General features: G+C 60.7%; 29 protein-coding genes. 12 read left to right on the top strand and 17 right to left on the bottom strand.

Annotated features, from left to right (window positions below; translation table 11 throughout):
- The 10 genes from FJT57_RS00680 to FJT57_RS00635 all read right to left on the bottom strand — a co-directional run bounded on the left by FJT57_RS00680 (position 1) and on the right by FJT57_RS00635 (position 10,741).
- Positions 1-2,868, bottom strand: coding sequence for a hypothetical protein (locus FJT57_RS00680; protein ID WP_144900893.1), 2,868 nt, complete (start codon positions 2,866-2,868; stop codon positions 1-3).
- A gap of 211 nt (positions 2,869-3,079) precedes the next feature.
- Entirely contained in the window at positions 3,080-4,468 is a 1,389-nt protein-coding gene (locus FJT57_RS00675) for a hypothetical protein (protein ID WP_144900892.1), read from the bottom strand.
- Complete coding sequence (locus FJT57_RS00670) at positions 4,465-5,325, bottom strand: hypothetical protein (protein ID WP_144900891.1); 861 nt, start codon at positions 5,323-5,325, stop codon at positions 4,465-4,467. Before FJT57_RS00670 ends, FJT57_RS00675 begins: the two co-directional genes overlap by 4 nt.
- Entirely contained in the window at positions 5,318-7,057 is a 1,740-nt protein-coding gene (locus FJT57_RS00665) for a hypothetical protein (protein WP_144900890.1), read from the bottom strand. Before FJT57_RS00665 ends, FJT57_RS00670 begins: the two co-directional genes overlap by 8 nt.
- A gap of 1 nt (position 7,058) precedes the next feature.
- The gene (locus FJT57_RS00660) at positions 7,059-7,430 is read right to left on the bottom strand and encodes a hypothetical protein (RefSeq protein ID WP_144900889.1); all 372 of its coding nucleotides are present in this window, start codon (positions 7,428-7,430) and stop codon (positions 7,059-7,061) included.
- A gap of 57 nt (positions 7,431-7,487) precedes the next feature.
- Positions 7,488-7,778: a hypothetical protein gene (locus FJT57_RS00655; protein WP_144900888.1), complete on the bottom strand. Its 291-nt coding sequence runs from the start codon at positions 7,776-7,778 to the stop codon at positions 7,488-7,490.
- Positions 7,775-8,188, bottom strand: coding sequence for a hypothetical protein (locus FJT57_RS00650; protein ID WP_144900887.1), 414 nt, complete (start codon positions 8,186-8,188; stop codon positions 7,775-7,777). Before FJT57_RS00650 ends, FJT57_RS00655 begins: the two co-directional genes overlap by 4 nt.
- Positions 8,181-8,537 carry a hypothetical protein gene (locus FJT57_RS00645; protein WP_144900886.1) on the bottom strand — a complete coding sequence of 119 codons (357 nt, stop codon included), beginning with the start codon at positions 8,535-8,537 and terminating at the stop codon, positions 8,181-8,183. Before FJT57_RS00645 ends, FJT57_RS00650 begins: the two co-directional genes overlap by 8 nt.
- A 2-nt stretch (positions 8,538-8,539) precedes the next feature.
- The gene (locus FJT57_RS00640) at positions 8,540-8,962 is read right to left on the bottom strand and encodes a hypothetical protein (protein WP_144900885.1); all 423 of its coding nucleotides are present in this window, start codon (positions 8,960-8,962) and stop codon (positions 8,540-8,542) included.
- Positions 8,963-10,741, bottom strand: coding sequence for a twin-arginine translocation signal domain-containing protein (locus tag FJT57_RS00635; RefSeq protein WP_144900884.1), 1,779 nt, complete (start codon positions 10,739-10,741; stop codon positions 8,963-8,965).
- A gap of 212 nt (positions 10,742-10,953) precedes the next feature.
- Here FJT57_RS00635 and FJT57_RS00630 point away from each other — a divergent pair, with 212 nt between their 5' ends.
- Entirely contained in the window at positions 10,954-11,208 is a 255-nt protein-coding gene (locus FJT57_RS00630; protein WP_144900883.1) for a hypothetical protein, read from the top strand.
- A gap of 238 nt (positions 11,209-11,446) precedes the next feature.
- Entirely contained in the window at positions 11,447-11,728 is a 282-nt protein-coding gene (locus FJT57_RS00625) for a hypothetical protein (RefSeq protein WP_144900882.1), read from the top strand.
- Here FJT57_RS00625 and FJT57_RS00620 read toward each other — a convergent pair.
- The 3 genes from FJT57_RS00620 to FJT57_RS00610 form a co-directional block, all read right to left on the bottom strand.
- Positions 11,706-12,749, bottom strand: coding sequence for a hypothetical protein (locus tag FJT57_RS00620; protein ID WP_144900881.1), 1,044 nt, complete (start codon positions 12,747-12,749; stop codon positions 11,706-11,708). The two genes, FJT57_RS00625 and FJT57_RS00620, sit on opposite strands and share 23 nt — an antisense overlap.
- Positions 12,750-12,953: 204 nt before the next feature.
- The gene (locus tag FJT57_RS00615; protein ID WP_144900880.1) at positions 12,954-14,357 is read right to left on the bottom strand and encodes a glycoside hydrolase family 25 domain-containing protein; all 1,404 of its coding nucleotides are present in this window, start codon (positions 14,355-14,357) and stop codon (positions 12,954-12,956) included.
- Positions 14,354-14,902, bottom strand: a complete 549-nt coding sequence (locus tag FJT57_RS00610; protein ID WP_144900879.1) for a hypothetical protein — start codon at positions 14,900-14,902, stop codon at positions 14,354-14,356. The genes FJT57_RS00615 and FJT57_RS00610 overlap by 4 nt, the downstream gene beginning before the upstream one ends.
- A 457-nt stretch (positions 14,903-15,359) precedes the next feature.
- Here FJT57_RS00610 and FJT57_RS00605 point away from each other — a divergent pair, with 457 nt between their 5' ends.
- From FJT57_RS00605 to FJT57_RS00590, 4 genes are all read left to right on the top strand, one after another.
- Positions 15,360-16,364 carry a Cdc6/Cdc18 family protein gene (locus FJT57_RS00605; protein ID WP_144900878.1) on the top strand — a complete coding sequence of 335 codons (1,005 nt, stop codon included), beginning with the start codon at positions 15,360-15,362 and terminating at the stop codon, positions 16,362-16,364.
- Positions 16,354-16,893 carry a helix-turn-helix domain-containing protein gene (locus FJT57_RS00600; RefSeq protein WP_144900877.1) on the top strand — a complete coding sequence of 180 codons (540 nt, stop codon included), beginning with the start codon at positions 16,354-16,356 and terminating at the stop codon, positions 16,891-16,893. The genes FJT57_RS00605 and FJT57_RS00600 overlap by 11 nt, the downstream gene beginning before the upstream one ends.
- A gap of 249 nt (positions 16,894-17,142) precedes the next feature.
- Complete coding sequence (locus tag FJT57_RS00595; protein WP_144900876.1) at positions 17,143-17,418, top strand: hypothetical protein; 276 nt, start codon at positions 17,143-17,145, stop codon at positions 17,416-17,418.
- A complete protein-coding gene (locus FJT57_RS00590; protein ID WP_144900875.1) occupies positions 17,418-18,206 on the top strand; it encodes a DNA adenine methylase in 789 nt (262 codons plus the stop codon). Before FJT57_RS00595 ends, FJT57_RS00590 begins: the two co-directional genes overlap by 1 nt.
- 5 nt (positions 18,207-18,211) lie before the next feature.
- Here FJT57_RS00590 and FJT57_RS00585 read toward each other — a convergent pair whose 3' ends face one another.
- Genes FJT57_RS00585 through FJT57_RS00575 form a run of 3 tightly spaced genes read right to left on the bottom strand, consistent with a single transcriptional unit; the run spans position 18,212 to position 19,048 of the window.
- Positions 18,212-18,457: a type II toxin-antitoxin system HicA family toxin gene (locus tag FJT57_RS00585; RefSeq protein ID WP_144900874.1), complete on the bottom strand. Its 246-nt coding sequence runs from the start codon at positions 18,455-18,457 to the stop codon at positions 18,212-18,214.
- Positions 18,458-18,459: 2 nt separating this feature from the next.
- A complete protein-coding gene (locus tag FJT57_RS00580; RefSeq protein ID WP_144900873.1) occupies positions 18,460-18,729 on the bottom strand; it encodes a type II toxin-antitoxin system HicB family antitoxin in 270 nt (89 codons plus the stop codon).
- Between the two features lie 40 nt (positions 18,730-18,769).
- A complete protein-coding gene (locus FJT57_RS00575) occupies positions 18,770-19,048 on the bottom strand; it encodes a helix-turn-helix domain-containing protein (protein ID WP_144900872.1) in 279 nt (92 codons plus the stop codon).
- A 192-nt stretch (positions 19,049-19,240) separates the two neighbouring features.
- Between FJT57_RS00575 and FJT57_RS00570 the strand changes: the two genes are divergently transcribed.
- The 5 genes from FJT57_RS00570 (at position 19,241) to FJT57_RS00555 (ending at position 24,830) form a co-directional block, all read left to right on the top strand.
- A complete protein-coding gene (locus FJT57_RS00570; RefSeq protein ID WP_144900871.1) occupies positions 19,241-19,624 on the top strand; it encodes a hypothetical protein in 384 nt (127 codons plus the stop codon).
- A complete protein-coding gene (locus FJT57_RS00565) occupies positions 19,621-20,235 on the top strand; it encodes a DUF6884 domain-containing protein (protein ID WP_144900870.1) in 615 nt (204 codons plus the stop codon). Before FJT57_RS00570 ends, FJT57_RS00565 begins: the two co-directional genes overlap by 4 nt.
- Before the next feature lie 182 nt (positions 20,236-20,417).
- Positions 20,418-20,594 (top strand): hypothetical protein, encoded by a 177-nt coding sequence (locus FJT57_RS16350; protein ID WP_162524290.1) that lies wholly within the window; start codon positions 20,418-20,420, stop codon positions 20,592-20,594.
- A 55-nt stretch (positions 20,595-20,649) separates the two neighbouring features.
- Complete coding sequence (locus FJT57_RS00560) at positions 20,650-21,633, top strand: site-specific integrase (RefSeq protein ID WP_144902452.1); 984 nt, start codon at positions 20,650-20,652, stop codon at positions 21,631-21,633.
- Positions 21,634-22,175: 542 nt separating this feature from the next.
- The gene (locus FJT57_RS00555) at positions 22,176-24,830 is read left to right on the top strand and encodes a heavy metal translocating P-type ATPase (protein ID WP_144900869.1); all 2,655 of its coding nucleotides are present in this window, start codon (positions 22,176-22,178) and stop codon (positions 24,828-24,830) included.
- 167 nt (positions 24,831-24,997) lie between these two features.
- Here FJT57_RS00555 and FJT57_RS00550 read toward each other — a convergent pair whose 3' ends face one another.
- A complete protein-coding gene (locus tag FJT57_RS00550; RefSeq protein ID WP_162524289.1) occupies positions 24,998-25,624 on the bottom strand; it encodes a low molecular weight protein-tyrosine-phosphatase in 627 nt (208 codons plus the stop codon).
- A gap of 192 nt (positions 25,625-25,816) precedes the next feature.
- On the opposite strand from FJT57_RS00550, the gene FJT57_RS00545 reads away from it, so the two are divergent.
- Positions 25,817-26,416 (top strand): NADPH-dependent FMN reductase, encoded by a 600-nt coding sequence (locus FJT57_RS00545; protein WP_144900867.1) that lies wholly within the window; start codon positions 25,817-25,819, stop codon positions 26,414-26,416.
- Positions 26,417-26,594 lie beyond the last annotated feature (178 nt).

The raw sequence follows: 26,594 nt of genomic DNA, 5'->3' as shown, positions 1-26,594 counted from the left end.
TCACTCCTCGCTGTTCCCGCTCAGATCAAGCGTGACCTGGGTATCCGGCGTCGACGCCTCGGCTTGTGCGGTCTGTCGCCGCTGGTAGATCAGATACCCGACGAGCCCGATGGTCGCCAGGACGACGAGCCCGCCGTACTCCGAGAGCACGACTTCGAGCGCCCCGAGAATCGATCCCGGTCGGATCGCCTCGAGCGCGGCGATCGCTGAGATCCCCATCGCGGGACCGATCACCCACCACGGGATTGTCGCCCGGGTCCGGGCTTGGATCTGCCAGAGTGCAAGGAACACCGCGATCGCGGCGAAGGCCGCTCCGATCCCGCCCGCGATCGAGTCCCCGACCGCGAACACGACTGTCGAGAACATCGACGAGAGCGTGCCCGGCGCAACGAGCTCGACGGCGGCGATCGCGACGACTGTCGAGCCGACGAGGAGCAGCGCGTTCCCTCGAATCCCGCTCGCGCCGCCGAACCGACGTCCGGCACAAAAGAGCCCCGTCACGGAGAGACCCACGGCCGGAACGACCAACACGAGCGGCGCGCCAGCTTGTTGAGTCCGGGGTGGAGCGGTGCCACCGACTCCGGAACCAGGTGCGTCCATCTGCCGGATCGTGTACGTCTCGGCGTTCCCGTCCGTCGTGAAGTCGACCGGGCTCTCCGCTCGGTCGGCGTCGATCTCTCGATCCTGGGTCTCGCTCCACAGAACGTAGCGCTCACCGGAGAGCGTGTCGTAATAGGTCACGTCGACGTTCGACGCGCCGGTCGTGTTGCCCTCGCGGATCTTGAACCGCGGCTCGTCGGGATCTTCGATCACGACCTCCGACTCGCCCGACTCGGGAACCACGTTGAGCGGAGCCGTACGCACGCGCGTTGTTGAGCCCTCCGACGCATCAGGGAGTCGGAGCTCCTGACCTCCCGAGGAGTCGACGATGACGTGTGGGGAGGCCGACCAGGACTCTTCTGACGTGTAGTGAATCCGGTCCGATCCGGAGACGTCGATCGCGAAGTCCTCCGAGCGGTCTATGATCTCAATCTCCGAGTTGAGCGAGTCGCCCTCGACGGTCGGGTCGGTGACCGTGATCTCACCGTTCAGCGTTCGGACCTTCCGACCGGTCGCCCGGACCTCGAGCGTTTCCGAGCTCTCGACGGGATCGAAGCCGACGATCAGCGTCGTATTGTCGTGAACCCACTCTTTCGGGAGCTCCCAAGAGGAACCGTTTCGGCGGACCTCTACGGAACCAATATTGACTACCTCGCCGTCGAACGGGATCGTCAGTGTCGGATCCTCTCTCGCATCGCCGAACGTGTGCGAGACGTTGTAGCGCTCGCTCCACGCTTCCGCGGAGTAGTCGACGGTTTGCTCGTCGGTGGCCTCGTGGCTGTACTCAAGCCCGACGCTCGGATCTGGTGAACCATCGGAGAGTGTACCGTCGCCGACAGAGACATTGATTCGGTTCGTTCCCTCCTCGAGTGCCGACGAATCGAGCGATAGAGTAGTCGTTTCGCCATCGGAGAGTGTTCCCGAGTGCGAGACGGTCTCGCCGTTAAGTTCGACTGTGGGATTTTCCGTAACAGTCCTTTCTATATAATCAAGCGTGTAATCGACTGTTCCCACCGATCCCGTGATATTGATATCGTTACTACCTGTCGACAAATCGAGCGCCGTGGTCTTTGTCTCTCCATCGTCAAGGTCGCCGAGAGAGGCGCTTTCTAGTCCATTGACAGAGACAGCGACGTTATCCGGAGCAGTTGATACCCCATTAACCGTAAATTGAGGGTAATAGTCTTCTGACGGTGGGTTGTCCAACGAGTAGGAAACCGTTGCCGAGTCAAAATCTTGGTGTTCATCCGGAACATCAAAACCGAAACCCACGCCACCATCGTATTCCGGATAGCCAATCTCATACTGTCCATCGTAAACTTTCTCCCAACTGTTCGACGCGACTTGAGTCCCATCGACGGACAGTGTAATAGTTACATCACTCGCGTCACACTTGCAGGATCCCCCAGTCACGAAAAGATCCCCAGAGACACGTCCGAGCGAGTCAAAACTAACCTCCGAGGAATCTATGGTAACCGATCCCTGTGTGTCCGTTGCGATGCGTTCCGAGACGGTCCCGCCGGTTACGGAGATTTGAGAATCCGGCATCGTATGTCCCTCCGGATCGGCATTGCCCTCAACATCCACGGTAAAGGGATCTCCGATCGACACAGATCCCGACACAGACTCGTTCTCCGTTGTGGTATTCCCTGTCAAATTTATCATCGGATCACTCACCGCATTGATGTCCGAGAGCTCGTACTCGAAAGTCGAACCGTCTGTGGCTGGGCTCGCGTTGATCGAGACGCCGCCCGTGAACGAGACCGTATTAGTCGAGAAGTGCGGCACGTGGAAGGTTCCGACCATCCCGTCGCGCTCGATCGCCGATTCCCAGCGCTCCCCGTCCTCGTGCGTCCCGTACGCGACCTTCGGCACGAACCCGACTCCGGCCTCGAGGACGTCAAGGTCGACGGCGACGTCGCGGCCCTCGTGGACTTCGTCGTCACGGAGGACGATCGCGATCTCGTCGTCCGCGAGCACGCTCGCGTTCTCGCCCATATACTCGTCCGCCCGCTCGGGCGTCGTGAGCACGACCTCGAGCGTGCTCGCGTGCTCGCTCGCGTAAATCGCGCCCTCGAGGTCGCTCGCGCGGATAGGCACGTCAGCGCCCGCGGCTATGTCCTCGGACACCTGCGCGTCCCCGAGCGCGAGCATCCCCGCGGGTCCGCTGTTCGTTGCTCCGGCTGGCGAGATCGCGACGCCGCCGAGACTCGAAACCACGATCAACGACGCGAGAAGCGTCGCGATGAATCTCTTTGAGTCTGTCATATCATATCACCGAATCGTTCGCCGACGTCGCTATTCAGGGGGGTAGGGGGGTGGTCGGCGTAGTAGTTGAAGCTACGCGCGCGTGCGAGGCGCTCGGATCGCGCGCTCGCGATCGGTCTGTCAGCCGCGAGAGGTGTGGATCCCGATCTCGACCCACGGGTTCGATCGTTCTTTTTCGATTTTCTCTCGAAAAATCGAATTTCGAAATCAATCATAGCCCCACCGCCTCGAGATCGAAATCGATCGAAACCTCCGCGTCGAGCCGCGCACCCCGCTTGATGTTCGGCCAGTTGATCGAAGCGTAGTTCGTCGAATTCCAGACGAGCGCCTCGCCGCTTTCCATCTGTCGCGAGTAGCGCGTCGTCGGGATCGGACACGACTTGTCGCCCGGGAGCGACTTCCCGACCGGCGGCGTCGCGCCGTTCATCGTGACCCACCAGCGCTGTTTCGCTCGGAAGAAGTGCGAGACCTCGCTCAGCGCGTGAGCGTACGTGAACACGCTCACGCCCTTTTTGCGCGCGTCCGCGAAGTCCTTCGCCCATTGGCGGATCTTCTGATACTCGTCGTGCTCGTCCTTCTCCGCGTCCGGATCGAAGAGGTTCCCCGCCTCGTCGAAGAGGATCGACGTCCAGTGAGCGAAGATGTCGCGCTTGATCCGCGCCTGGACGAACGCAAACCACCACTGGTTTGCCGGAGTCGGCGAGCTCGGTCCCGGCTCTCCCACCGGCGTCACTCGCTCCGGTCCGTGGAAGGAATAGCGAGAGACGTCCTCACAACCGCGGTGGAGCGGATCCGGGAACACCACGTAGAACTGACCCTCGACGAGCTGGCCGAGGAGATCGACCGGAGAGGAGTAGCGAACGACGTCGCGACATATCTCCTCGAGGTCGATCGTGAACGAGGAGACCTCCGGCGCTTCCGGAACGATCCGGACCTCGACGGGGATCCCCGCCGGGATCGCGATCGTCGTCCACGGCGCGAGGGGGAGCCACTCGGCGCGCTCGTTCGTTCCGGAGTCGTCGAGCGTGTCCGCGAGGAGCACCGTCTCGTTGTTGACTTGTTGAAGCACGGCCGCGGTGAAGTCCATCAGCGTCGACTTGCCGCTCCCCGGTTTCCCGTACGCTAAGTAGTCGGTCCCGCCCGCGGTCCACGCGTCGATCGTCCGCTTCCCCTGAGCTTTGAACCCGGTCCGATCGCCGTCGTCGTCGGCGATCCATTCGAGCACCTTCGCCCGAGGCCGCGAGAAGTCCTCGAGTGCCTCGTGTGACGGGTGCGGGTTTTGCGGGTCGTAGTCCACCTCTCCGGCCAACGACTCGACGAGGTCGATCTCGCGGCCCTTGAGGTGGACCAGCGGCGTCACCCACGCACTCGGGAACGTCGCGACGTTCTTTCCCTCGCGTTCGTTGAGCGCGAGGTACTTGTGAAACGGCGCGATCCCGAGATCCTTGTAGATGTCTTGCCCGTCGTTGTGTCGGTTCAGCGTGGCGTCTCCGTACGCCTGCGCGCTTTTCTCGTGGAAGTCGAACACTCGAGAGAGCTGGTCTCGAATCTCCGACTCGGTCGTGACCGCGCGAAACGCGGAGTGTAGTGCTTTGCTCATCGGGTCGGGTACTTCGCTGGACTGTGGTCGGTTTTCTCTCCGCCGGAGACAGCCTCTCCGGCGCGGTCTGCGAGCTGTTCGACGGCCGCATTGAACGCGGGTAAGAACTCGAGCGCGAGGAACGACTCGCGGTAGAACTGAGCGGCCGGGTCGTCGCGATCGACGAACATCGCACGGAGCGGTCGCTCCGACCAGAACGCCGACGCGAGGCTCTCGTCGAGCTCGCCAAACGAGGCGTGGATCGCGACCGGGATCCAGCTCTCGACGATCTCGTCTCGGGAGTCGAAGCCCGCGAGCCCGCGCTCGATCACCCACCGCTGACGCGTCGCCGTCTCTCCGAGCCCCGGCCGCATCGCGGGTTCGTCCTGGTCGGCGACGTCGACGTACGCCGGGTTGTCGTCGTCGTGGTCGCTCGTGTACTCCACGGCTGACCACCGGATCCGACGAAGCGCCGTCTGACACGCGGGGATCAGGTCACTCGACGCGACCGCGAGCCGCCACTCCCGAGCCCGCTCCGCGTCGAGAAGCGCGTCCTGGTCGAGCCACCGCTCCCGTTCCGCGTCGACGACGACCAGCGTCGTCAGCTCCGAGAGCGACATCAAGCGGTCTCGATGCCACTCCGGCGGGAGCTGTCCGAGCGTCGCGATCGTCGCCTCGTGGCACCACCGGAGGAGACCGGCCCGATCGGCGAAGCCCGCGAGCCACGATCGGAGGAGCTCACGTTGATCCCGCGAGAGCGTTTCGAGCGCCGGGCGCGTGGGTTTGTTGAAGCTCGGCGGATCGATTCTCGGTGACGTCCCCGCGTCCGAGTCCTCGTCGACGTCGGGATCGACGCCCCACGTGATCGCGTTAGTCATCCGCCGTCGCACCTCCGGAGACGTCGGCGTCGTCGATCGCCTCGGAGAGGCTCTCGGGGTTGCCCTCCTCGATCGCTGACAACACCTCGTCGAACTTCCCGAGCTCCGTCTCCTCTTTCGTCTTCTTGCGCTCGGCGACGTTCTTCCCGAGCTCTTCCTGATACTTCGATTTGAAGTAGTCGCGGTCGGCGACCTCCTCGAGTTGCTCGGTCGCGTTGATGAGCGAGACGATCACCGAGCCGAACGACGACGGCGCGACGTGCCACTCCGCGCGGCCCTTAATCGGACGCCCCACCCACATCCCGGCCGGGAGGAGCGCGACGAGCGCCCCGATCGCGCCGGAGGCCGCGAGTGCGCCGCCGAGAATCCACCCGGCCGCGACGATCCCGATCGCCGGGATGATCTTCTCCCACGCGATCGAGCTCGCGTGTACGGCCACTCGGTCGACCGTCGACGCTTCAGGATCGATCTCCGGAGCGTCGTAGAGGTGGCTCAACGACCACCCCTCACGCTCGACGGTGAGCGGATCCTCGTCGAACGGGTCCGCGAAGTAGATCGTATCGAAAATCCCCGTCCCGCCGGAGAACTCGAGGCTCGGGTCGCTCGTTCGCTCCTCGCCCATACAGAACAGCCGAAGCTCGGGGATCGCTCCTCGAGCCCGGGCGAGGTACGGCGTGATCCCGTTGACGACGAGGCCACGGACACCGCCGACCTCGGCGATCTCATACGTGCGCACGTTGACCGGGATCTCCCCGGATCCGTCCTCGTTCGCCTGCGGGGAGGTCAGATCGACGTGGATTATGCCGACGCGCTCGGTGTCGTCTCCCCACCAGTTGATCGCCGCGATCGTCGCGAACAGCGCGACGCCCGGGACGAGGATCCACGGCGCTTGTGCGATCGTATCGAGTACGTTCCGGTAGCCGAGCATCAGCGTCATAAAGCCGACAGGGACGACCCCGGCGAGGTAGAGCCAGATCGGATAGCCCGGCCCCTTCCCGGCTCGCTCGTGCCACCGATGCGCGATCTTCATCAACGCGAGCGTGAGGACCAGCGTGAGGATCAGAAAACCGACCGCCCATAGCGCGAGATCGCCCGCCGTGTCGACGTTGACGGGCTCGGCGGTCGGCGAGGTTTTGACGTCGAAGCGCCACGTCGCCGAGCCCTCCTCGCCCTCAACGAACATCGTCACGTGCCGCGCCTCGTCGTAACTCGGGCGCAGTTCGATCGCCTCCTCGGCGTACCCGCCGGAGAGCGTCACGCTCGTCTCGTCGACGGTCTGATCGACCGCCGCCGGTACGTACCGGACGTTCCCCTCGTCGTCCTCGACGCGCTGCTCTCCGTCATTCCAGTAGACGATCGTGACGTCGAGCTCCTCGTTCGCACCCCAGCCGATGAACCCGCCGAGGTAGACCTCGTCGCGCTTGATCGTCGTGCCTTTCGTGAGATATTGGTACGTCTGCGAGTCGTCGGGGTTGCCGCCGATCGAGGCGGGCGCGTATCTGAGCCATAGCTGCCCGTCGCCGTAGCGGCGGACTGACGGCGGTGCCGCCTCCGAGCCGCGGACGCCCCACGACCGAAGCTCCTCAAGCTCGTACGGCCCCGTCTGTGCCGTCGCGTTCGTCGACGAGTTGTTGGTCCCGTTCTGGGCGGCGACGCCCGTCGCTCCCGCGGCGACCGCGAGGAGAGCGACCACCACCATCGCGACGACGACGCCGCGAGAGGTTCCCGTCATCTTAATTCCGTACCGCGGCGGTTCCGGCGATGATCGCGAGCACGAGTATCGTCCCTGCGACGACACCCATCTCGACGTATCCGGCGAAGCCCGCGACCGCGAGCGTGGCGAGGACGAACTGACCGACCGCTCCCGGCCACGTCGAGACGATGTCCCCGAGGACACCGAAGAGCCCCGCGAGATTCGAGAAGGCGATCACGATCGCGAACACCGCCGCCGAGATCACGCCGATCACCTTCCGAGAGGTCCGGTCGGTCGCCCGGGTCGCGTCCTCCGTTCGTCGGTAGTTCAGGAGCCACAGCCCGACTACCCCGACGAAGGCACCGAATCCCACGATCACTGCGATCGTCGAGATCGCGCCGTATCCGATCATCTGTCTCTCCTCCGCCCCGCATCCGGAGGGATCTGTGCACCGCTCTGGGTGTTGTGCTTAGTCATCGTCGAATCTGTCCGTGAATCTATTTGTGAGTCGATACAGCGCGTAAACCGCGGTGAACAGTGCGATCGCCGTCGACGCCGCCTCGAGCGTTCCGGCCGGAAGCCAGGACACGTTCGGAGCCGCCGCCGAGAGCCGCGCCACCAGGAGATAGATGAGCCCCGACTGATCGAGGAGGAACGTCGCGAGCAACACGAGGACGTCCCCGCCGTTAACCACGAGATCAGCGGCCGCCGCGAACGTCCCGCCGACGGAGAGCGCTCCGAGGCCGTCACGGGCGCTCATATTATCACCACGATTGCCCGCCACGTCAGGTAGACCGTGCCCGCCGATATCGCGGCGACGAGCGCGAAGACCAGCGCCGAGGAGATCGGCGCGAAGATCCACGTCGACGTGGCGAGATCGCCGGTCGATTCGATCGGCGTCTCGATCACGACCTCCACGATCATCGAACCGATCGATCCGGCCTCGCTCGCGATCCCCGCTCCGGCCGACGTCAGCGACGTCCTGATCGTGTCGATGATGTCGATACCGAATCCGGCGATCGTAGCGAACAGCGAGAGCACTCCCGTGGCGATGACACCCGCGACGATCTTCCGGACTTCACTCTCGATGAGTCCGCCGTCATCGTCGGCCGTGCCGTTGTTCTCGGCGACCTCCTCGGAATCGGGGACGAGACGGTTCGAACTAGACATACCGACTCACCCCCCACAGGACGAGAGTGACCATCGCGATCGCGACGAGGACCGCGACCGGGAACGCTGCCGGTCCGAACAGCGAGAGCCCGTCGGCGGCCATCTGTGCCGCCCGGTCGAACTGTTCGGTCCCCGCGTCGAACGGCGCGCCGACGAGCGACGCGTACCACGAGCCGATCCCGTCGACGAATCCGGTCACCCCGTCACGAAGGAGCCCGATCACCGAGGCGTACGCGTACGCCAACACCGCGATCCCGATCCCGGCGATGCCTGTCGCGAGATCTCCCCACAGGACGCTCCCGCCGTCGGTGTAGTCGTCTTCGATCTCGCTGGTGTCGGCTCCGCTCATCGTTACTCGTCCTCGTCTCCCAGAATCGACCACGGCGTGATCGAGTTGTTCGAGAGGAACCACAGGAACACGAGGATCCCGGCGACAGAGACGGCCACCGCCACCGGGAACGCGGCCGGTCCGAGTAGCGCCGCTGTCCCGCTCGTGAAGGAACTCGCTGAGGTTTCCGCGCCCGCGTCGGTGATCAGGATCGGCGCGCCGAGCGTCCCTCCGATGAACGTCGCCATACCATCCGCGAAGGCCCGCACGGGAGCGAACAGCGTTCCCTGAACCGAGAGGATCAGGTCCGAGATCGCATAGCCGAGTGAGGCGAGAATCCCACCGATCACCGCGGCTTGAGCATACCCAGGAACTCCCCGCTCGTCGACGCCTTCCGTCCCGTCCTCGAGTGCGTCCGAAGCGGTGTAGTCGTCACTCGACGACATCTACGCCCCCGTATCGTCCGAGGAGATCCACGAAGCGATCCCGATCGCTCCGAGGATTCCCGTCACTCCCGCGGTGACCCACCCCCAAATCGAGGACATGAACCCGCCACCGGATGCGGGTGCGGCTCCACCGCCGCCGGAGGAACCGACCATCGCGTTCACGATCTGCTCGCCCTCGCGAAGGTCGTAGTTCAGGCCGATCGTATCGCCCGCCGTGACCGTCGTCGAGATCTCCACCTCCGAGTCACTGTCTCCGTCCTCGAGGACGCTCGTCGCGTCCGTCCACTCGACGTTGTCGACCTCGTCGATCGTCGGCAGTTCCGAGAGGTCGTGTGCATACTCGACGGATTGGTAGACCGAGTCGGGGTGACGCACCTCGTCGACCAGCGTTCCCGGCTCGACGACTTCGACCTCGTAGAGCCCGCCCGGGATCTCGAGGCCGCCGACGAGGTGGTACTTCTTCGTCTCCTCGCTCCGCTCGACGTCGGAGACTTCGATCTCCCAGTTCGAGAGCGGGGCCTCGTCGGCGCGCACTTCGACCTCGTACTCGAGATCGACGATCGTCGCGTCGCCGAACTGTTCGGTGAGCGAGGAGAGCGACGTGATCCACGTCATCCCCGCGGGCTCGACGAGCGTCTCGGTTTGGATCTCCTCGTCCTCGGAATCGTACGTCTCCCGCGTTCCGAACGACCATTCGGAATCGAGCTCGAGGTTGATCCCGTGGATCGTCAGCTCCGCGTTCGCCTCGGAAACCTCCACGATCAGCTCGTCGAGCGTGTCGAGATCGGTCCCGCCGTCGAGCTCGCCGATCTCCGTCTGATAGACGATCCCGCTCCCCTGTTCGATCGCGATCGTCGAATCGTCCGCCTCGTCTGCGTCCGGATCGATCGACGCCGTCACCGATGAACCGCTCGCGTCGACGACGTTCACGTCGACGACCGCGCCCGCCTCGAGCTGATCGATATCGAGAACGAGTTGGATCGTCTTTCGCGCTTCGCCGCTTCCGATCTCGAAGTCCGAGAACGTCGCCGAAGCGACGTCGCCCGATCCCTGCCCGCTCGTCGAGATCGAGAGCGCGTCATCGTCCGCGTCCTCGACCGTGATCGAGCCGGACGTGTCCGCCTCGTCGGTCGACCAGTGCGTCGAGTCGACGGCGCGAACGGGCGCGTCCTCGTCGTCGCCGTCGTCGTACGTCTCGCCCCGCGGAAACGCGGTGTACTCCTCGGTCTGGATTCGGCTCGGATGGAAGCCGACCGGGTTGTGCGGCTCGTCCTCGTCCTCCGGGTCCGGCGCGAGCACCGCGCCGAATTCGTCGGTGAACGACTGGACGTTGCCGTCGTTGTCCACGTAGTCGAGCGCGCCCATATCGCTCGCGTCGTGCTCTCCCACGCGGAACTGTGCGCCCTCGACGTGCGGGATCGGCGTGTACTCGCTGTCGAAGTTCGGCACGGCATCCGACTGTGCGGCTCCGACACCCGCGGTCGCGGCTGTCGCGGCGGCCGCGCCGACTCCGTAGAGGAACGTCCTCCGGGTCATCGGCTGGTTGATCGAGAGCGAGGGGATCGCGAAGTCGACGGCTTCCGGGCGCGCGTAATGGGCGGCCTCGAGGAAGGCGTCGCGGTAGTCCTGCGTCTGTTCGTCGTCAGTGTGTGTTTCTGGCATAGGTTCGATAGAATGGACGTTTCCGCCGTCCGCGGCGTGCTTGTACGTCTCTCGGAGTCGTGCGACGTAGTCGGAGAACGCCTCGCCGACCACGATCCCGGTCGGTCTCCAGGTCACGGCCGCCCCGCGTCTGTCTGTTCGCCTCGGTCGGTCTCGGTCAGGGGCTCACCCCGTCTGGTCCCGTGCATAGTTCTCTATCGGTCGAATCCTTCGACCGATAGAGCGGGCGTGACGACCCCTCCCTATGATATTCAGCCTAAACGGGTGTCTCACTCCGCGAACACTGGCCGGGAGGTAGTTTTATGACAGGAGGTCGTCAGCCGACGGCTATGCAGAAACTCAGAAAAGACAGCGGTTCCGGTCTCGTCACGATCCCGAAGTCGTTCCTGAAACAGGACGACGTCCTCGAGGACGGCGAAATCCCCGATGTTCAAGTGAGCGTCGAGCGGCTCGGTCGACGAACGTACTCGGTCCGGATCACCGACGAGGGCGATCTCCCCGAGCTCCAAAACTCCGAGATCGTCGAGCGGCTCGCCGCCCAGCGTCTGTTCAACGAGGGAATCCGACCGGAGACCGCGGACTGATGCTCGTGAACACCTCGGAGGCCCGACCTCGGCGCGCACCCTCGCAGTCACACGTAGAGAAAACACGATCCCTCGAATTGCACAAGGGACTCCTCGAAACTTGTGCGAAAGCGGTCGGCCTTCGGCGTGATCGTGGCGACGTCGAACGGCGGACACGTCGGGGGTATATAAGCGCACGTGTATTCGGCTCTGTTCGCTCGGTCGAAATCGACGCCGATTCGAGGGGGTTGTGCAAGAAATGAGGATCGAAGCGACCGACGAACGGCAACGGTTGTGGGAGAATCTTCTCGAAGCGACCGATCAGTCCGCCAAGTCGAAGGCGCTCGACGACGCCGCCCGGTACTACTGTCGGATGCGCGGCGACGTCGCGGCCTACGGAACCGGGAAGATCGAGGAATTACTTCGGACGGCTGACGAGCGAGGCTCGCTCACGGCATCGGAGATCTCAGATATCCTCGATGCTCGGGAGCTGCCCGTTACACACGAATCGCGTGTTCTCATCGGGACCGAAACGGATTGAGAATCTGATCTTGGGGCGTCTCAGTTTGCTCTTCGTCTCCAAAACTACACTCCTCTTCGGGATTAGGAGCGAGCTCCCGTTCAACCTCTGCGCTTTCTGTTTCACCGGCCTCCTCGAGGCTCTGTGCTCGGTAGAATGCTTGTGAGCGTTCAACCATCGTTTCAGCGTAGCAGATCATCTCATCGATGGTTGATTGGTACTCGTTCAACCAATCCATACCAGCATACGACTCAGCGTTGCTCCGGTACTTTTCCTCCGCTTTTTCGTATTCTTCCTTTTGCCAGATCCCATTGGCCTCTTGATGCAAACGGATCTGTTCAATCAGCAGTTCGCCCTGGTCGATCACCTGCTCGTACCGGCTTACAACCGCATCGTAGTCTTCGATCCCATACCCCTCCAACTCAGCGAGTCCTTCTTTACTTGAGTCCTCTTTCAAATCCTCTAGACGGCCAGACGCTGTAGAGAGTGTCTCTCGTAATGGATCGACGGGCAAACCCGTTCCTGAGGATCCTCTTTCATTGTCCCACGAGTTCGGCACGGCGTCGATAATCACCGCCGCGTCATTATGCAAGAGCTCGAGCCACCACACAAACCAGTAGGCGCTCTCTAGGCGAGAATAACGCTCCTGCTGATCGCTCGTCAGATCATCGGTATCGATATCCCCCCGTTCAGAGCGAGCTTCATACAGACGGTCGTTATTCCCGGCATCTTGAACAGTGGCCCCTAACGACCTCGTGTCGATTTCTGCATTGATCGAGAAATCCGTAAGTTCAGCAACGATCTTCTGTTCAATGCTATCGAGAGCTGTTACGCGTGGATCAGGAGTCGAAACTTCGGTTTCAGTCTCAGTCTCTGTAGCCTTCGATGTTGCCGACTCGGTTGGCTCGTCGGTTGTTTGAGTGGTGGTCTCTGTTTGTGTTTGAGTTGTAGTAGTTGTCGAGTCCGATTCTTGAGGTTCAGCGCACCCCGCCAGAGAAAGAATAGCCCCTACCCCCATCAACAAATCACGCCGGAAAGTCATACTGAGAATACTATTTTTTAGAATGCAAAAGACTTGGCAATAGAGTAAGGATTCTCCGCCTTTCAAGAACGACTGTACTATCGCTCACGTCGTCGGAGATCGCGGAGACCCTCAACGCGCGGGATTTCTCCGTAGAGGTGGAGACGAAGGTGTGGGTCGGGAACAGTGAGAGCAGAAGGTTCGAACTCAAATCGGATTTATCGCTTACGAGAGATCCGGGTGTTCGCTTCGCTCAAGATAGCGTCGAGCGGGATCCCGCTGACCGCCCCGAAGACTCTCTCGTACCTCACGGCATTCTTCTGCGTGGATCAACCGACGGGGTTTCGAGAACTTGATCCTGAAGTCACGAGCCTTCCCGAATCGGTCTTTGACGCCTGATGCTGCAGTATTATGCTTATGAGGTTGACTCGGTAGACCAGAGATCTTAGTCACCTGTCCCTGGTTATTCCGGAGATAGGTATCCAAGTCGTGGAGGTCAATTTCGACCGCTTCTCCGTACAGAGGTGTCTTGCCGTACTTCAGTCCAGGGCTGTCCTTCGGCATACCTCCGCTTCGGCGTGTATATCTCTCTTTGCCGTTGAAGAGAGACGAGAACCCGTGAGCCCCTTTGTCGGATAGGTGCAGTCCGTACCAGCCTGACCGGGGCAAGATTAGCGGAGTATTCCGTGCCCGAGCGATGTCACTCACGTCTTGGACGAACTTACTCAGCCGTATTCCGAGCTGATTGTCCCAAACCTTCTCGTACCCCGAGAAGGTCAGTGCGACACCTGCGAATCTGTGGTTGTCGAGCCCCTTCTCGATCTTGTCGATGATTTTTCCGTCGTTCCTGCTATTCGATTTCAATACCCCATAGTCCACGTAGACGTGGTAATAGGGGTAGACTGGATTTCCAAATCCTTTGTTTGCGGCATCACACATCGCGGACATCGCCACGTTACTGCCGTGCATCCGCTGGAGTACATATCGATCACTACTTCCCAGGACCGCAGGGACCGGGGGAACAACGTGGGCGTTTCGCGTCGAGGAGGCGTCCTCGACGATCTGACGGAAGTAGTCTTCGTAGCCGTTGTCCGCTCGTGAGTCCCGCCAGCCATCCACGAGTTTTCCGTCGGTATCTTCCAAGCGAGGAGGTACCGCCTCGTCTTCTGAGCCGAGAAGACTCTCGCGCTGAAGTTCCATAAACGGCTGGAAGAACTCTGGGAGAACCTCTATTGCACCATCAACATCCCCTGAGCGAAGCTTCTTATTGAACTTCCGCACCTTCCCTCGGCTCCGACGAAGTGCATACGTCTTCAGAACCCCCGGCATTTTGTACCGGAACAGCTCCGGAGGTTCGTAGTAAACGAACGGGTGGTCGTGGAGGTTACGGATCTCGATATCGTAACGGGAAAACTCGTTCTTAGTCCAGAGAGATTCCCAGGTGTAGCCGGGAACCGTAATGGGGGTGTTATCATCGAGAGCTCCCAGATTCTGAAGCACCACGTGAAGATCCTCGGCTCCTTTGATCTCGGGTGAGAACGCTGGTGCTTTGATATCGTCAACAGTGCTGATACGGTACTGTTCGAGTCCGTCCGAGTCGTGTGTCAGGAATGGTTTGGCAACGCTCATTCTTGGTCTACCTCATCAGCAAGGTCGTCGAGCTCTGCGAAGAACTCGTCAAGCTTGTTCAGCGGGAACATCACAGCTCCCTCTGTTCGCTCTCCTTCAAGCAGCGAGAACCGCTTTTCAGTAACGTGCACGAATAACTGTTCTCTCCGCCCCTGAGCCAGTTGCATTTCTATGATCGTATCCCCATCGTCAGATTCGATTCGACGGGTCCCGAGTCCGTGGAGCGGCTTTCCGTTTGGATAGTACAAGTACATCTGCTTGTTCTTTTTTTGCTTGTACACCTCGCGAAGACTACACAGGGTCTCGAGATGCTTCCGAACGGTTTCGTTCGACATTTCGAGGAGATCCGCGATCATTGAGACGCTAATTCCGTCTTCCCCGTACTGCCGGACAGCACCTCTTACTTGATCGAGGGCGACACTCTCACGGTATTTGTCGGTGAAGGCGTCGGGGTCCTTCTGCCGAGTGTCATCCAAATCTTCACGACTAACGGAGTCTGATCCGAGATCGAGGAGAGAAGTTCCCTCGGTATCTTCGTCAACCATTTCTTGTAACCGCTTAAGCGATTCCGTCTTATTAGTAATAAAGTTATGGGTTATCTACCAGCTCAGTATCCACTGCCTACTTCCACACCGAAATGTCGGATATCAGAAAGTAGCTAAATATCCCGAGACGTGATTTGAACCGCCTGTATCCTCAAATTGCGTCTTATCTGCAGTTGTTGGCGTCCTCCTTAGATAGACACTGATTGCATAATTCTCCTGAGGTCGGCTTCGATCCACTGGTTTCGTAACCCGAACGAGGGTAATTGCTGCAATTAGAACACCAATGCCACGTGTCTTTTCCGTTTCGACGGCGGTATTGTGATGCCATCAATCAATTATCATCATATTAATTAATAAATGTTTTCCGGGTTGATTTAATGACTCACACCAATTAATCTCTAACTACTTCCACTCCGGACGGCTCGCTTACTAGTCACCGAATCGAGAACACCGAGCCGTGATTCAAAACGCCCGCGTCCTAAGGGAGGACTGGGTCCCCCAAGAACTCAAGCATCGCGAAGGCTCACTACAACATCTCTCCGGCGAGTTGAAGCCGATTGTACACGGTCTCGGCGCGGAAGCGATTCTTATCACTGGCCCCTCTGGAGCCGGGAAGACGACGATCGCGAAGTACATCGTTCGCCAGCTCGAACAAGAGGTCCTCGGGATCCGCTGGGGGTACGTGAACGCGATCTCCGAAACCTCGATGTCGTCGGTCGTCTTCTCACTTGTACGCGATGCTGGCCGCGGTAACGATCTCCGGGCGAAGGGGACGCCGACGGGTGTAATGTTCGATCGCCTCCGCCATCTCGACGACCATTTCATCGCGATCGTCGATGAGGTCGACGTCCTCGATGACGACCAAACGATCCAAGCGCTCTGGGAGATCCCGAACCTCACGCTGATCCTAATCTGCGTCGACGACGACGATTTCTTTGCAGACCTGGACTCCCGCGTCGCGTCTCGGATCCGCGGCGCGGCGACGGTCTCACTCTCGAAGTACCAACACGAGGAGCTCGTCGAAATTCTCTGGAGTCGGATCAACACGGGACTCGCGTCGGGCGTCGTCGACGAGGAGGCCGTCGAGTACATCGCCGATGTCGCCGCCGGGGACGCCCGCCACGCGATCACGCTGCTCAGACGTGCGGTCCGTGAGGCCGTCGAGAAGGGAGACGAGAAGCTGACTGTTCAGCACGTCGTCCCGATTCGTGAGGACGCCCGCGAGGAGATCCACGAGCGCCACGTCGACACACTCGGGACGCATCAACGACACCTCTACGAGATCATCAAGGACGCGAGTGAGATCGACGCGTCGACGTTGCACGCTCGATACGAGGATCGCGTTGCGGATCCGAGGGTGAGATCAACTCGTCGGAAATACCTCCAGTCGCTAGAGCACTACAAGTTGGTCGAGTCATCGGGATCTGGCCGTGGGAGGGCGTATCGGTTTAGTGAGCCCTGATTGGTGGGGAGAATCGCTCAGTAGAGTCACAACATTGTTCAAACCACCTGGATGTGTAGATTATATGTTGAAAATGCAACTCCCTGGAAGACAAATTGAACAGCAGTATTGGGCAGACCTTCTACTCTTTTTATACTCTAAAGAGTCAAAATGGGAAAATTTTGGACGAGGAGATCCACCAGTTATAGACTCAGATCATCCACTAGTAGAGCGGACGAATCTCAATAAATCGCAAGTAAAGTCAGCCTTGTCATTCCTTGAGGGACACGACCTTATCGAGGAAGATAGTAGCGGATATTTTAAACTTACCTCGAAAGGGTTTGATGTGGCTTATGAACGGGAAATAAAAGAGAAGGAACTTCAGAACAATAGTTCCATTATATTACTTACAGTAGTTTTAGCCATAGGAGCACTTGGTCAAACTCTGGCTGGATTACAAGCTCTCAACCTTTCGCCTCAATGTCTGCTCCTTCCTGGATTGTTATTATTGATTATCGGCTACGTACTTGGAAAATATGACCGCTCTTAATACACACATAACATTTCTAGTATTTTTGATGCACAGTCGTGTTTTACCGGATGCATCACTTGATGCAGGTCTGAAAATGATGTTTCCGATATTCCGGTAATCGCATCACTGCGGCACTTCCGATATTTCCGATATTTTGCCGTTTACAAACGTCTCGAACTACTTAGAACGCCCAAATAGACGTTTGCATTCCGTTTCCGATATGACGCCCGGTTTCACTTTTTAGATACCCCTTCTCGGATCACGTGGATGCACCGAACAACACCAAATCCACGAAACGCGGACCACGTCACGACGATCGAGTCCGACGACGTCGACGGGGACGGCGTCGGCCCGATCACGCTGTTTGTCTTCGATGATCCGGATAGCCGCGTCGTCGTCGACGCAAACGACACGTGGGAGTTCGTGATCAACGAGGAGATCGCGTACGCCCGCTGGGATCATCGCGAACTGCCCGAGTGGATCGAGCCGGTCCTCTCGCGGATCGGGATTCGAGCAGTACGGCCAAAACAGGAGGAAGCGTAATGCCCGACGCGATTTTCCCGTATCCGGGTGGAAAGAGTCGCTTCGCCTCGTGGATCCTCGAACAGGTTCCCGAGCACAGGTGTTTCGTCGAGGTCTTCGGCGGTGCGGCGGGTGTCCTCGCGAACAAGGAGCCGGGCACGAGCACGGTCGAAGTCTACAACGATCGCGACGGTGACCTCGTTCAGTTCTTCGAGGTCCTCCGTGATCGGTGTGAGGAGCTCGTCGAGTGGCTCGATCGCGTCCCCTACTCGCGTGAACTACACGAGGAATGGGCGCACAAGTTCTTCAACGGCTACCGCCCGGCGGACGAGATCAAGCGCGCTGGCCAGTTCTTCTACCTGCGATACTCGCAGTGGGGGAGCAAGTATAGCAAGCAAGCCGGATTTGGCACCTCGAAAGTCAGCAGTCGGGCGCTCACTTACTCGAACAAGATCGATCGACTCGACGAGTTCGCCGAGCGGTTCGCGGAGGTCGTCATCGAGAACCTCGACTGGGCGGATCTCTTCGAGAAATACGACAGCGACGAGACCGTATTCTACTGCGATCCGCCGTACGTCGGCTACGAGGATTACTACCTCGTCAACACGATCAGTCACGAGGCGTTTGTCGACGCGCTCGATGATCTCGACGGTCGCTACCTCTGCTCGTACGAGGATCTGCCGGAGGGCTTCGAGGACGTCTACGTGCTCGATCGCGACGAGAAGCGGTTCATCAACAACGGGACGTCCGGGTCTGCGAAGTCAGCGAAAGAGCGGCTCGTGATGAACTTCGATCCGGAGGACGCGTGAGCGCGTCAGCGATGCTCGTCGATCCAGCGGCACCACGCGTGGAAGTCATTCGCGCCGCACTGCTTGGCGATCTCTCGGAGGGTGTTGCCGCTGATCTCGTGGCCCATCGGGACGGTGACGTTCCGGGTTTCTCCGGTTTTCGGATGCACGTATCGGAGTTTCAGATGGCTGCCCGTCCGGTCGACGGGCGTGTAGTTCATACTCGTCAGTGTGGAGACGATCTCTTTCCCGGTAAAATGCTGCCGGACCACAGTTACGCCTGCTCTTCGGCTTCGTCGAACCACGGCGCTTCGGGGACGCTGACCTCGTCCGGGACCGAGTCGGGATCGAGGCCCCACTCCTCCAGATCCTCGTCTGTGACGGGTTCACCAGCTTCGCGGGTGTGGAGGGCGACCGCTTCGTCGAGCATTTCTAACGCCTCTTCGCGCGTCTCGCCGCACGATGCGACACCGGTCTCCTCGTCGATCGCCGACCAGCCGCCTCTGTCCTCCTCGATCAGGCGGATCTCGCGGCCCATACTCATACTCGGTAGTAGACGACAATTCGGGATAAGCGTTCTGTCGCTACGGCTCGGGGAGGTCGTCCTCACCGACGTCACCGGCGAGGAACTCCCGACCCAAGTCGGTCAGCTCGTAGATGCCATCATTGCTTTCGATAAGCTCGGCCTCAGTCAACACCCGGAGGCGCTTGTAGACGTACTGTCGGTCATACTCGATATTTTCAGCGAGTATCTTTGGCGACACCAGTATATCGTGATTCTCCAAAAAGAGAAAAATCTCGTAATCAACTGGCGAGAACCACGGTATCCGTTCCACCATTTCTCTGAGAGCATCTGTCGACATAGTGCAAAAATCACCAGCATCGTTGTTAGATCTAACCACGTTCATATTCTTTCTAAGAATACGTTCGTAGTCAAGATTTATAATACCTCAGTTATATCGTGGATAGTGGCGGTGCTCATCGGGCCAATTTGGTCTGGAAAACACACAGACCGCTGCTTTGGACAGCGGTCCGGTGAGTGGTCGTCAGATCCTATGACAACCGATTACGGAAACGTTGGGGGCGTGGATAAAACCCCCGACACGGCGGTCGCATCGACGACGAATCACGGCACGTGCGAGAAGCGCGGGCGCGAGGTCGCGGGGATCTCCGCGGACGCTCCCGGGCGACGCACGCTCGAACCCTGCGGTCACGAAACCGGATTCCTACGAGCGAGTACGATGTACGGAAACAACACACCCACGAGCGAGGGGCATAGCCTACGAGCGGACGGACGCGGCGCACCGCTGACTTACGACAAGCCGACGCGTCGCCGTGATCGGGCGGCGTCGCACTGGTGCGAGCGCGTCGGGTCGCGGGTGTTCTGTCTGAAAGAGCAGTGCGGTCACTGCGGCGGGAAGGATGGTGAGCAGCGGTGAGTGGTTACTCAAAGAAGCTCGTGATCGTCGGCTGTGGCGCGGCGAAGCGCGACGAGCCGACACCAGCCTCGGATCTGTACACGTCGACGTACTTCGCGAAGAAGCGCGAGTACGCGGAGACGATCGGCGACGCGTGGTTGGTCCTCTCGGCGGAGCACGGGCTCATCGCCCCTGATCGAGTGATCGATCCGTACGAGACGAACATCGATGATCTCGACGAGGACGAGCTCGACGTCCTGGCGCACGAGGTCGGGATGTCGCTGATCGACTGGATCGCGAACGAGATCGGGAAGGGCGTCGACGTCGAGGAGATCGTCGTGCTCGCGGGTCGGAGGTACATCGATCCCCTTCACGAGCGCGAGGCGTTCTCGGCGGGGATTGATCCGACCGTGACGTTCCCGCTTCAGACGAACGATCTCGGTGGGATCGGCGAACAAATGGGTTGGCTCTCCGAGCGCGTGGACGTCGAGAGAGCGGAACACTCGAGGCTTGTCACTGACGGCGGCCGAACCTCGAAAGCCCCGAAGGGGAAGATCATCACCTGCGCCGGGTGCGGGTGTATCCATCCGAACGACACGCCGTGTAAGCCGTGGGGTGAATCGCGTGAGTGATCGGCTCGGGGGCGAAAAAGAGCGTCTTGCCCGCCGCTACCTCGGAGACGACTTTAACGCCGATGCCGTCACGATTCCGACCGAGAGCTGCGGTCTCTGTGGCCGTGAGGCTGCTACCGGAGAAGACGGCTGTTGTCGCTGGTGCCGGACCTACCAGCGAGAGATAGCCGAGGTGGTTCACTGTGAGTAAGAGACCCGGTGACGACGTCTATCACGTCGTCTGTCACGGATGCCCCTTCGAGCAGATCGTCGAGGGCGATCGCGTTCTCGCGGCAGTGAACGAGATCGTCCATCGGAAGCGCACTGATCACGCGGTGGAATACACGGAGATCGGCGGGGGTGACTCGGGTGGGTCGTGAGGACGACCTCGTCCCGATCACTCCCTCCGAAGCGCGCGATCTCCACCTCGAGGCGATGCAGGACGATTCCGCGGCGTGGACGCAGACGTCGCATCGGAGTCACCTGCGGGCGTTCGTCGAGTGGTGTCGTGAGGAGGGTGGGATCGATAATATGAACGATCTCACCGGCCGGGATCTCTACCAGTTCCGCGTCTGGCGTCGCGAGGGCGGCTACTCGAAAGGGATGGACGAGGAGATCGCGCCGAAGACACTCCATTCGGCGCTCGCGACGGTCCGGTCGTTCCTTCGGTTTTGCGCTCAGATCGAGGCGGTCCCGGAGGATCTGTACGAGAAGGTCGCGCTCCCGGTGCTGTCGGATGCTGAGGAGGTTTCTGATTCGACGATTGACCCGGATCGCGTTCTCGATATCCTCGATTGGCTCGGTCGCTATGAGTATGCGAGCCGTGATCACGTCGTTTGGACGTTGATCTGGCATACGGGCGCTCGCGTAGGTGCGATCCGCGCGCTCGATTTGGGTGACGTCGAACTTGATAGCCCGGAGCCTGGCCTCGATTACAAGCACCGGCCCGAGTCTGAGACGCCGCTGAAGAACGATGAGAAGGGCGCGCGTTTCAATCGGATCACTGAGCGCGTGGCGGAGGTGCTGCGGTCGTATATCGATGGCCCGCGGAAGGATGTTCTCGACGAGTACGGACGTGCTCCGTTGGTGACGACGAGTTACGGCCGTGCGTCGGGTGGGAGTATCCGCGATTCGTTCTATCGATGGACGCGGCCGTGTTTCATTGGGAAGGAGTGTCCGCACGATCGGGATCCGGAGACGTGCGAGGCGACGTCGTTCCTACATAAGAGTAAGTGCCCGTCGTCGCGGTCTCCGCACGACGCGCGGAAGGCTCGGGTGACGAAGTATCGGAACGACGGGGTTCCTCGAGCGGCGGTTTCGGATCGGTTGGACGCGTCTGAACAGGTTCTCGACAAGCACTATGATCGCGCTTCGAGGCGCGAGAAGGCAAATCGACGATGGAGGTTTTTCCAAGAATGATTAGTAGACAACTCGGTATCGAAGGGGTAGCGCATAGTTCAAATCCAGAAACCTGCAGCGCCCATTCTGCCACATAACGGTTAGCAATCGACGTACTGCGGCGGGGCGTTTATAAATATAGCCGCCCACTCCGCCGACAGTTCGTTATGCCCCATATCGATTCCAACTTACGAGCCTCGTGTCTTGCGGTTCTCTAGAGCTAACGACGGGCGGAGGTAACATAAACTCGACCCTCAGACTGTGCCGACATGGAGGTACCAAATGCAAAGCTGGTACCGGTAGTCGTCGGGCTAGACCCATCGTCTGAGTCATTCGACGCGGGACGCGAGCGTGTCAGAACCGACGACGCCGTCGAACACGTGCCCATTACGTCCCAGGGAGAACGCTGGTGCTATCAACGGGGTCGCACAGAACGTCCGGCCGTGGGTGAACCCGTTTCTCGATGGCGCTGACTTCGGTTTGGAATCGAAAGTAAACGCCGTTGATTACCCCCACTATCCAAGTGGAAACCCACCTAACGGAGTAGCCCCTATCGTATAACAATGGGATCACGCATCGCACATCTTGACATCACAGGGATGACCTGTGCCAACTGCTCGGGGACGGTCGGCGACGCCCTGGAGTCACTCGACGGCGTCATCGAGGCGAACGCCAATTTCGCCACGAACGAGGGCTCCGTCGAGTACGACCCTGACGAGGTATCGCTCGCAGAGATCTACGAGGCGATCGAGGACGCCGGATACGGTGCGGTGTCTGACACGGTGACCATCGGCATCTCCGATATGACTTGTGCCAACTGTGTGCAGACGAACGAGACCGCACTCGAGAACACGCCGGGTGTTATCGCGGCCGAGGCGAACTTCGCCACCGACGAAGCGCAGGTCAGGTACAACCCCGCGGACACGTCACTCGACGCGCTCTACGACGCTATCGAGGACGCCGGGTACTCGCCGGTCCGTGAAGACAGCGACAGCGGTGAATCGGGTGAGGATGCTCGGGACGCCGCACGACAGGGTGAGATTCGAAAACAGCTTCGACTGACGCTGTTCGGAGCCGCGCTCTCGGCCCCGATGCTGTTTTTCCTCGCAGAGAGGTTCCTGCTCGGCGGGGGAATTCTCCCGGAGACGATCTTCGGCGTCGAATTCGGCTGGGTCGAGTTCCTGCTGGCGACGCCCGTACAGGCCGTGCTCGGCTGGCCGTTCTACAAGAACTCCTACAACGCGCTGGTCAACAACAGGCGCGCCAACATGGACGTTCTCATCGCACTGGGGTCCTCCACTGCGTATTTCTACTCGGTCGCGGTACTTGTCGGACTGATCGCGGGGAGCTTGTACTTCGACACTGCCGCGTTAATCCTGGTGTTCATCACCCTCGGGAACTACCTCGAAGCCCGATCGAAAGGGCAGGCGGGCGACGCCCTTCGGAAGCTCCTCGAAATGGAGGCCGAGACGGCCACCCTCGTCGACGAGGACGGTTCCGAAGACGAAGTGCCGCTGGAGGACGTCACCGTCGGCGACCGTATGAAGGTCCGTCCGGGCGAGCAGATTCCGACCGACGGCGTCGTCGTCGACGGGCAGAGCGCCGTCGACGAATCGATGGTCACCGGCGAGTCGGTCCCCGTCGAGAAAGGCGAGGGCGACGAGGTCGTCGGATCGACGATCAACGAGAACGGTGTCCTCGTCGTCGAGGCGACGAAGGTCGGTGCGGACACGGCGCTCCAGCAGATCGTCCAGACAGTCAAGGAAGCCCAGTCGCGACAACCCGACATCCAGAATCTGGCGGACCGTATCTCGGCGTACTTCGTCCCGGCGGTCATCGCGAACGCGTTGTTGTGGGGAACTGTGTGGTTCCTCTTCCCCGACGCACTCGCCGGAGTCGTCGACTGGCTCCCGCTCTGGGGGGCGGTCGCTGGCGGACCAGCCGTAGCTGGTGGCACTGTCTCGGTCTTCGAGTTCGCGCTCATCGTCTTCGCCTCGTCCGTGTTGATCGCCTGTCCCTGCGCGCTGGGGTTAGCGACGCCCGCTGCAACGATGGTCGGGACGACTATCGGAGCACAGAACGGTGTGCTGTTCAAGGGCGGTGACATCCTCGAACGGGCGAAAGACGTCGACACGGTCGTCTTCGACAAAACGGGCACGCTGACGAAAGGTGAGATGGAACTAACCGACGTCGTCGTCTTCGACGGTGGCGGACAGTCGAGCACAGACGGCGGTGACCGAATCGACGGTTCGCGATCCCCGTCGGACCGCCGATCCGACGGCGGCCAACTAACCGCACGTGACCGCCTCACCGAGGACGACGTGTTGCGGCTGGCGGCAACGGCCGAAAGCGGGAGCGAACACCCGCTCGCGAGGGCCATCGTCAACGGAGCTGAAGCCCGCGGCATCGACGTGAGCGACCCCGATGGCTTCGAGAACGTCCCCGGCCACGGCATCCGGGCAACCGTCGGCGACAATGAAGTGCTGGTCGGTAACCGAAAGCTCCTCCGTGACAACGGGATCGACCCCTCGCCAGCCCAAGAGACAATGGAGCGTCTCGAGAACGAGGGGAAGACGGCGATGCTCGTCGCCCGCGTGCCCGCTGGCGCGGACGGGGGCGAACTCGTCGGGGTGGTCGCTGACGCCGACACGATCAAAGAGAGCGCGGCCGAGGCCGTGAGCCAACTGCAGGAGCGCGGCGTCGACGTGATGATGATCACCGGCGACAACGAGCGCACGGCCCGCGCCGTCGCCGATCAGGTCGGGATCGCCCCCGAGAACGTCCGCGCCGAGGTCCTCCCCGAGGACAAATCCGACGCCGTCGAGGCCATTCAGAACGAAGGTCGCAAGGCGATGATGGTGGGCGACGGCGTCAACGACGCGCCCGCGCTCGCGGTCGCCTACGTCGGGACTGCCATCGGGAGCGGGACGGACGTCGCCATCGAAGCCGCGGACGTGACGCTGATGCGCGACGACCCGCTCGATGTGGTGAAAGCCATCCGTATCTCGGACGCGACACTCCAGAAGATCAAGCAGAACCTCGTGTGGGCACTTGGCTACAATACGGCGATGATCCCGCTCGCGTCGCTCGGGCTCCTCCAGCCCGTGCTCGCCGCCGGGGCGATGGCCTTCTCGAGTGTGTCGGTACTGTCGAACAGTCTCCTGTTCCGTCGGTACACGCCAGATCACGATTACGAGCTGCTCGGCCGACTCCGCTAACCAGCTCGTGTCATCCGCAGCGTTCTTCCTCGTCCTCGGAAAGACGATTCTCTGGAGAAAATTCCGCCGTTTCCGACGTATCGAACGGCTGCAGGCGTCTCAACCTGTGTCGTGGCCGGAGATTCCACAACCGACGAGAAGCAGATGGTACCATTGCCGGGCAGCATTCAATCGACTATCGATCTCGGATCCAAATGTGTCCGCTCCACGCTTTCGTCGGCGGTCACGACTGTCTCGTACTCGTCGAGAAGTGACGTGACACTGGCAGCGATATCGGCGTACACGGATTCGAACACTGAGTTACCGTAGCCGTGGGGATCGGGAACCTGTATTTCGTTCCCGCCGTCGAAAATGCGAAGGAGAAACAGCTTCCCAGTCGCTTCCGGATACTGGTTCAAGTAGTGGTGATAGTTGCGGTAGTCCATCACGAGCAGCAAGTCAGCCTCGTCGACCTCGCGTGCCGTTTCGCTGGTCGCTCGATGGTCCGTCAGATCGACGTCGTACTGTTCGGCCGTCCGCCGGGCAGTTAGGGGTGAACGCGGATCACACAGTTCGGCACTTCCGGCGGATCTCACGTCGAGGGTGTCAATACCGCGAGCGGCCAACTGATTCCGGGCATAGCGCTCCGCAAACGGGCTTCGACAGACGTTCCCATGACACAGAAACAGGATCGTGCGTGAATCTGTCAATCGGTTGACTGCGGCTCGCCGACGGTTCTCACGGACAGTCGCCGTGGCGTGAAGTCGGCGCCAGTAAAACGCCTCGACGACCCGAGAGCGGAGTTCTTCTGACACGAATTGCGGAGCTAATCGAAGTAGATCGAGGATCGACTTCCCCTGCAACCTGGTCAGAAACTCCTTCACTGAAGGCATATGTACGCGCAAAACGCCGGATCGGGTTTGTTAGGAACCATCAAACTGTGACTGGGTTAACAGGACATCGCATATCGGCGGTGGATTCTTGAGACGTCCACACCACCGAGTCGTATGTCCGATCGACAGTCGTCTCCGACGGTCTCCGTCGTCGCCGTGTGCGGGAGCCTCCGCGACGAGAGCTACACGCGACGGGCGCTTGAACGCGCCCTCGACGGGGTCGAGGAGGCGGGAGGAACGGGAGCGGTGCTCGATCTCAGGGCGTATTCGCTGCCGGTGTTCGACGCCGATATGGACCAGCAGGGCGACAGCGCGGCCGTCGTCGAAAAAATCCGGGAAGCGGATGCCGTGTTGTTGGGGACGCCGATGTACCACGGCTCGTACTCGGGCGTGCTGAAGAACGCGCTCGATTACTGCGGATTCGACGAGTTCGAGGGCAAGACGGTCGGGCTCCTCGCGGTCGCGGGTGGCGGCTTTCCCGTCTCGGCGTTGGAACACCTGCGCTCGGTCTGCCGGGCGCTCGACGCGTGGGTCCTGCCGCACCAAGCGGCGCTGCCGAACGTGTCCCGTCGCTTCGACGGCGACGACATCGTCGACGAAGGGCTCGACGAGCGGGTTCGCCTTCTCGGTCAGCGGGTCGTCGAATACGCCAGGATCGAACCGGATCCGTCGACCTTCGAGGCCGACGAGAACGTCGGCGGGGCCGGTCGCTGAGGCTCCATCCGGACACCTCATCCACTGCATTTCCCGGATTCATCTCTCTGCCCGCTGCATTTACGGATCCGTCTCTCTGCCCCTGCATTTACGGATTCGTCTCCTTCCCCGCTGCACCTCCTCGACTCCCCCTCTTCCTCGCCGTACTGTCCTCACTCGCCGTGCCAACCGACTGCAC

This window comes from Halobellus captivus (assembly GCF_007655485.1).
GTDB lineage: Archaea > Halobacteriota > Halobacteria > Halobacteriales > Haloferacaceae > Haloquadratum > Haloquadratum captivum.
This window is presented reverse-complemented; position numbering and strand designations above follow the sequence as displayed.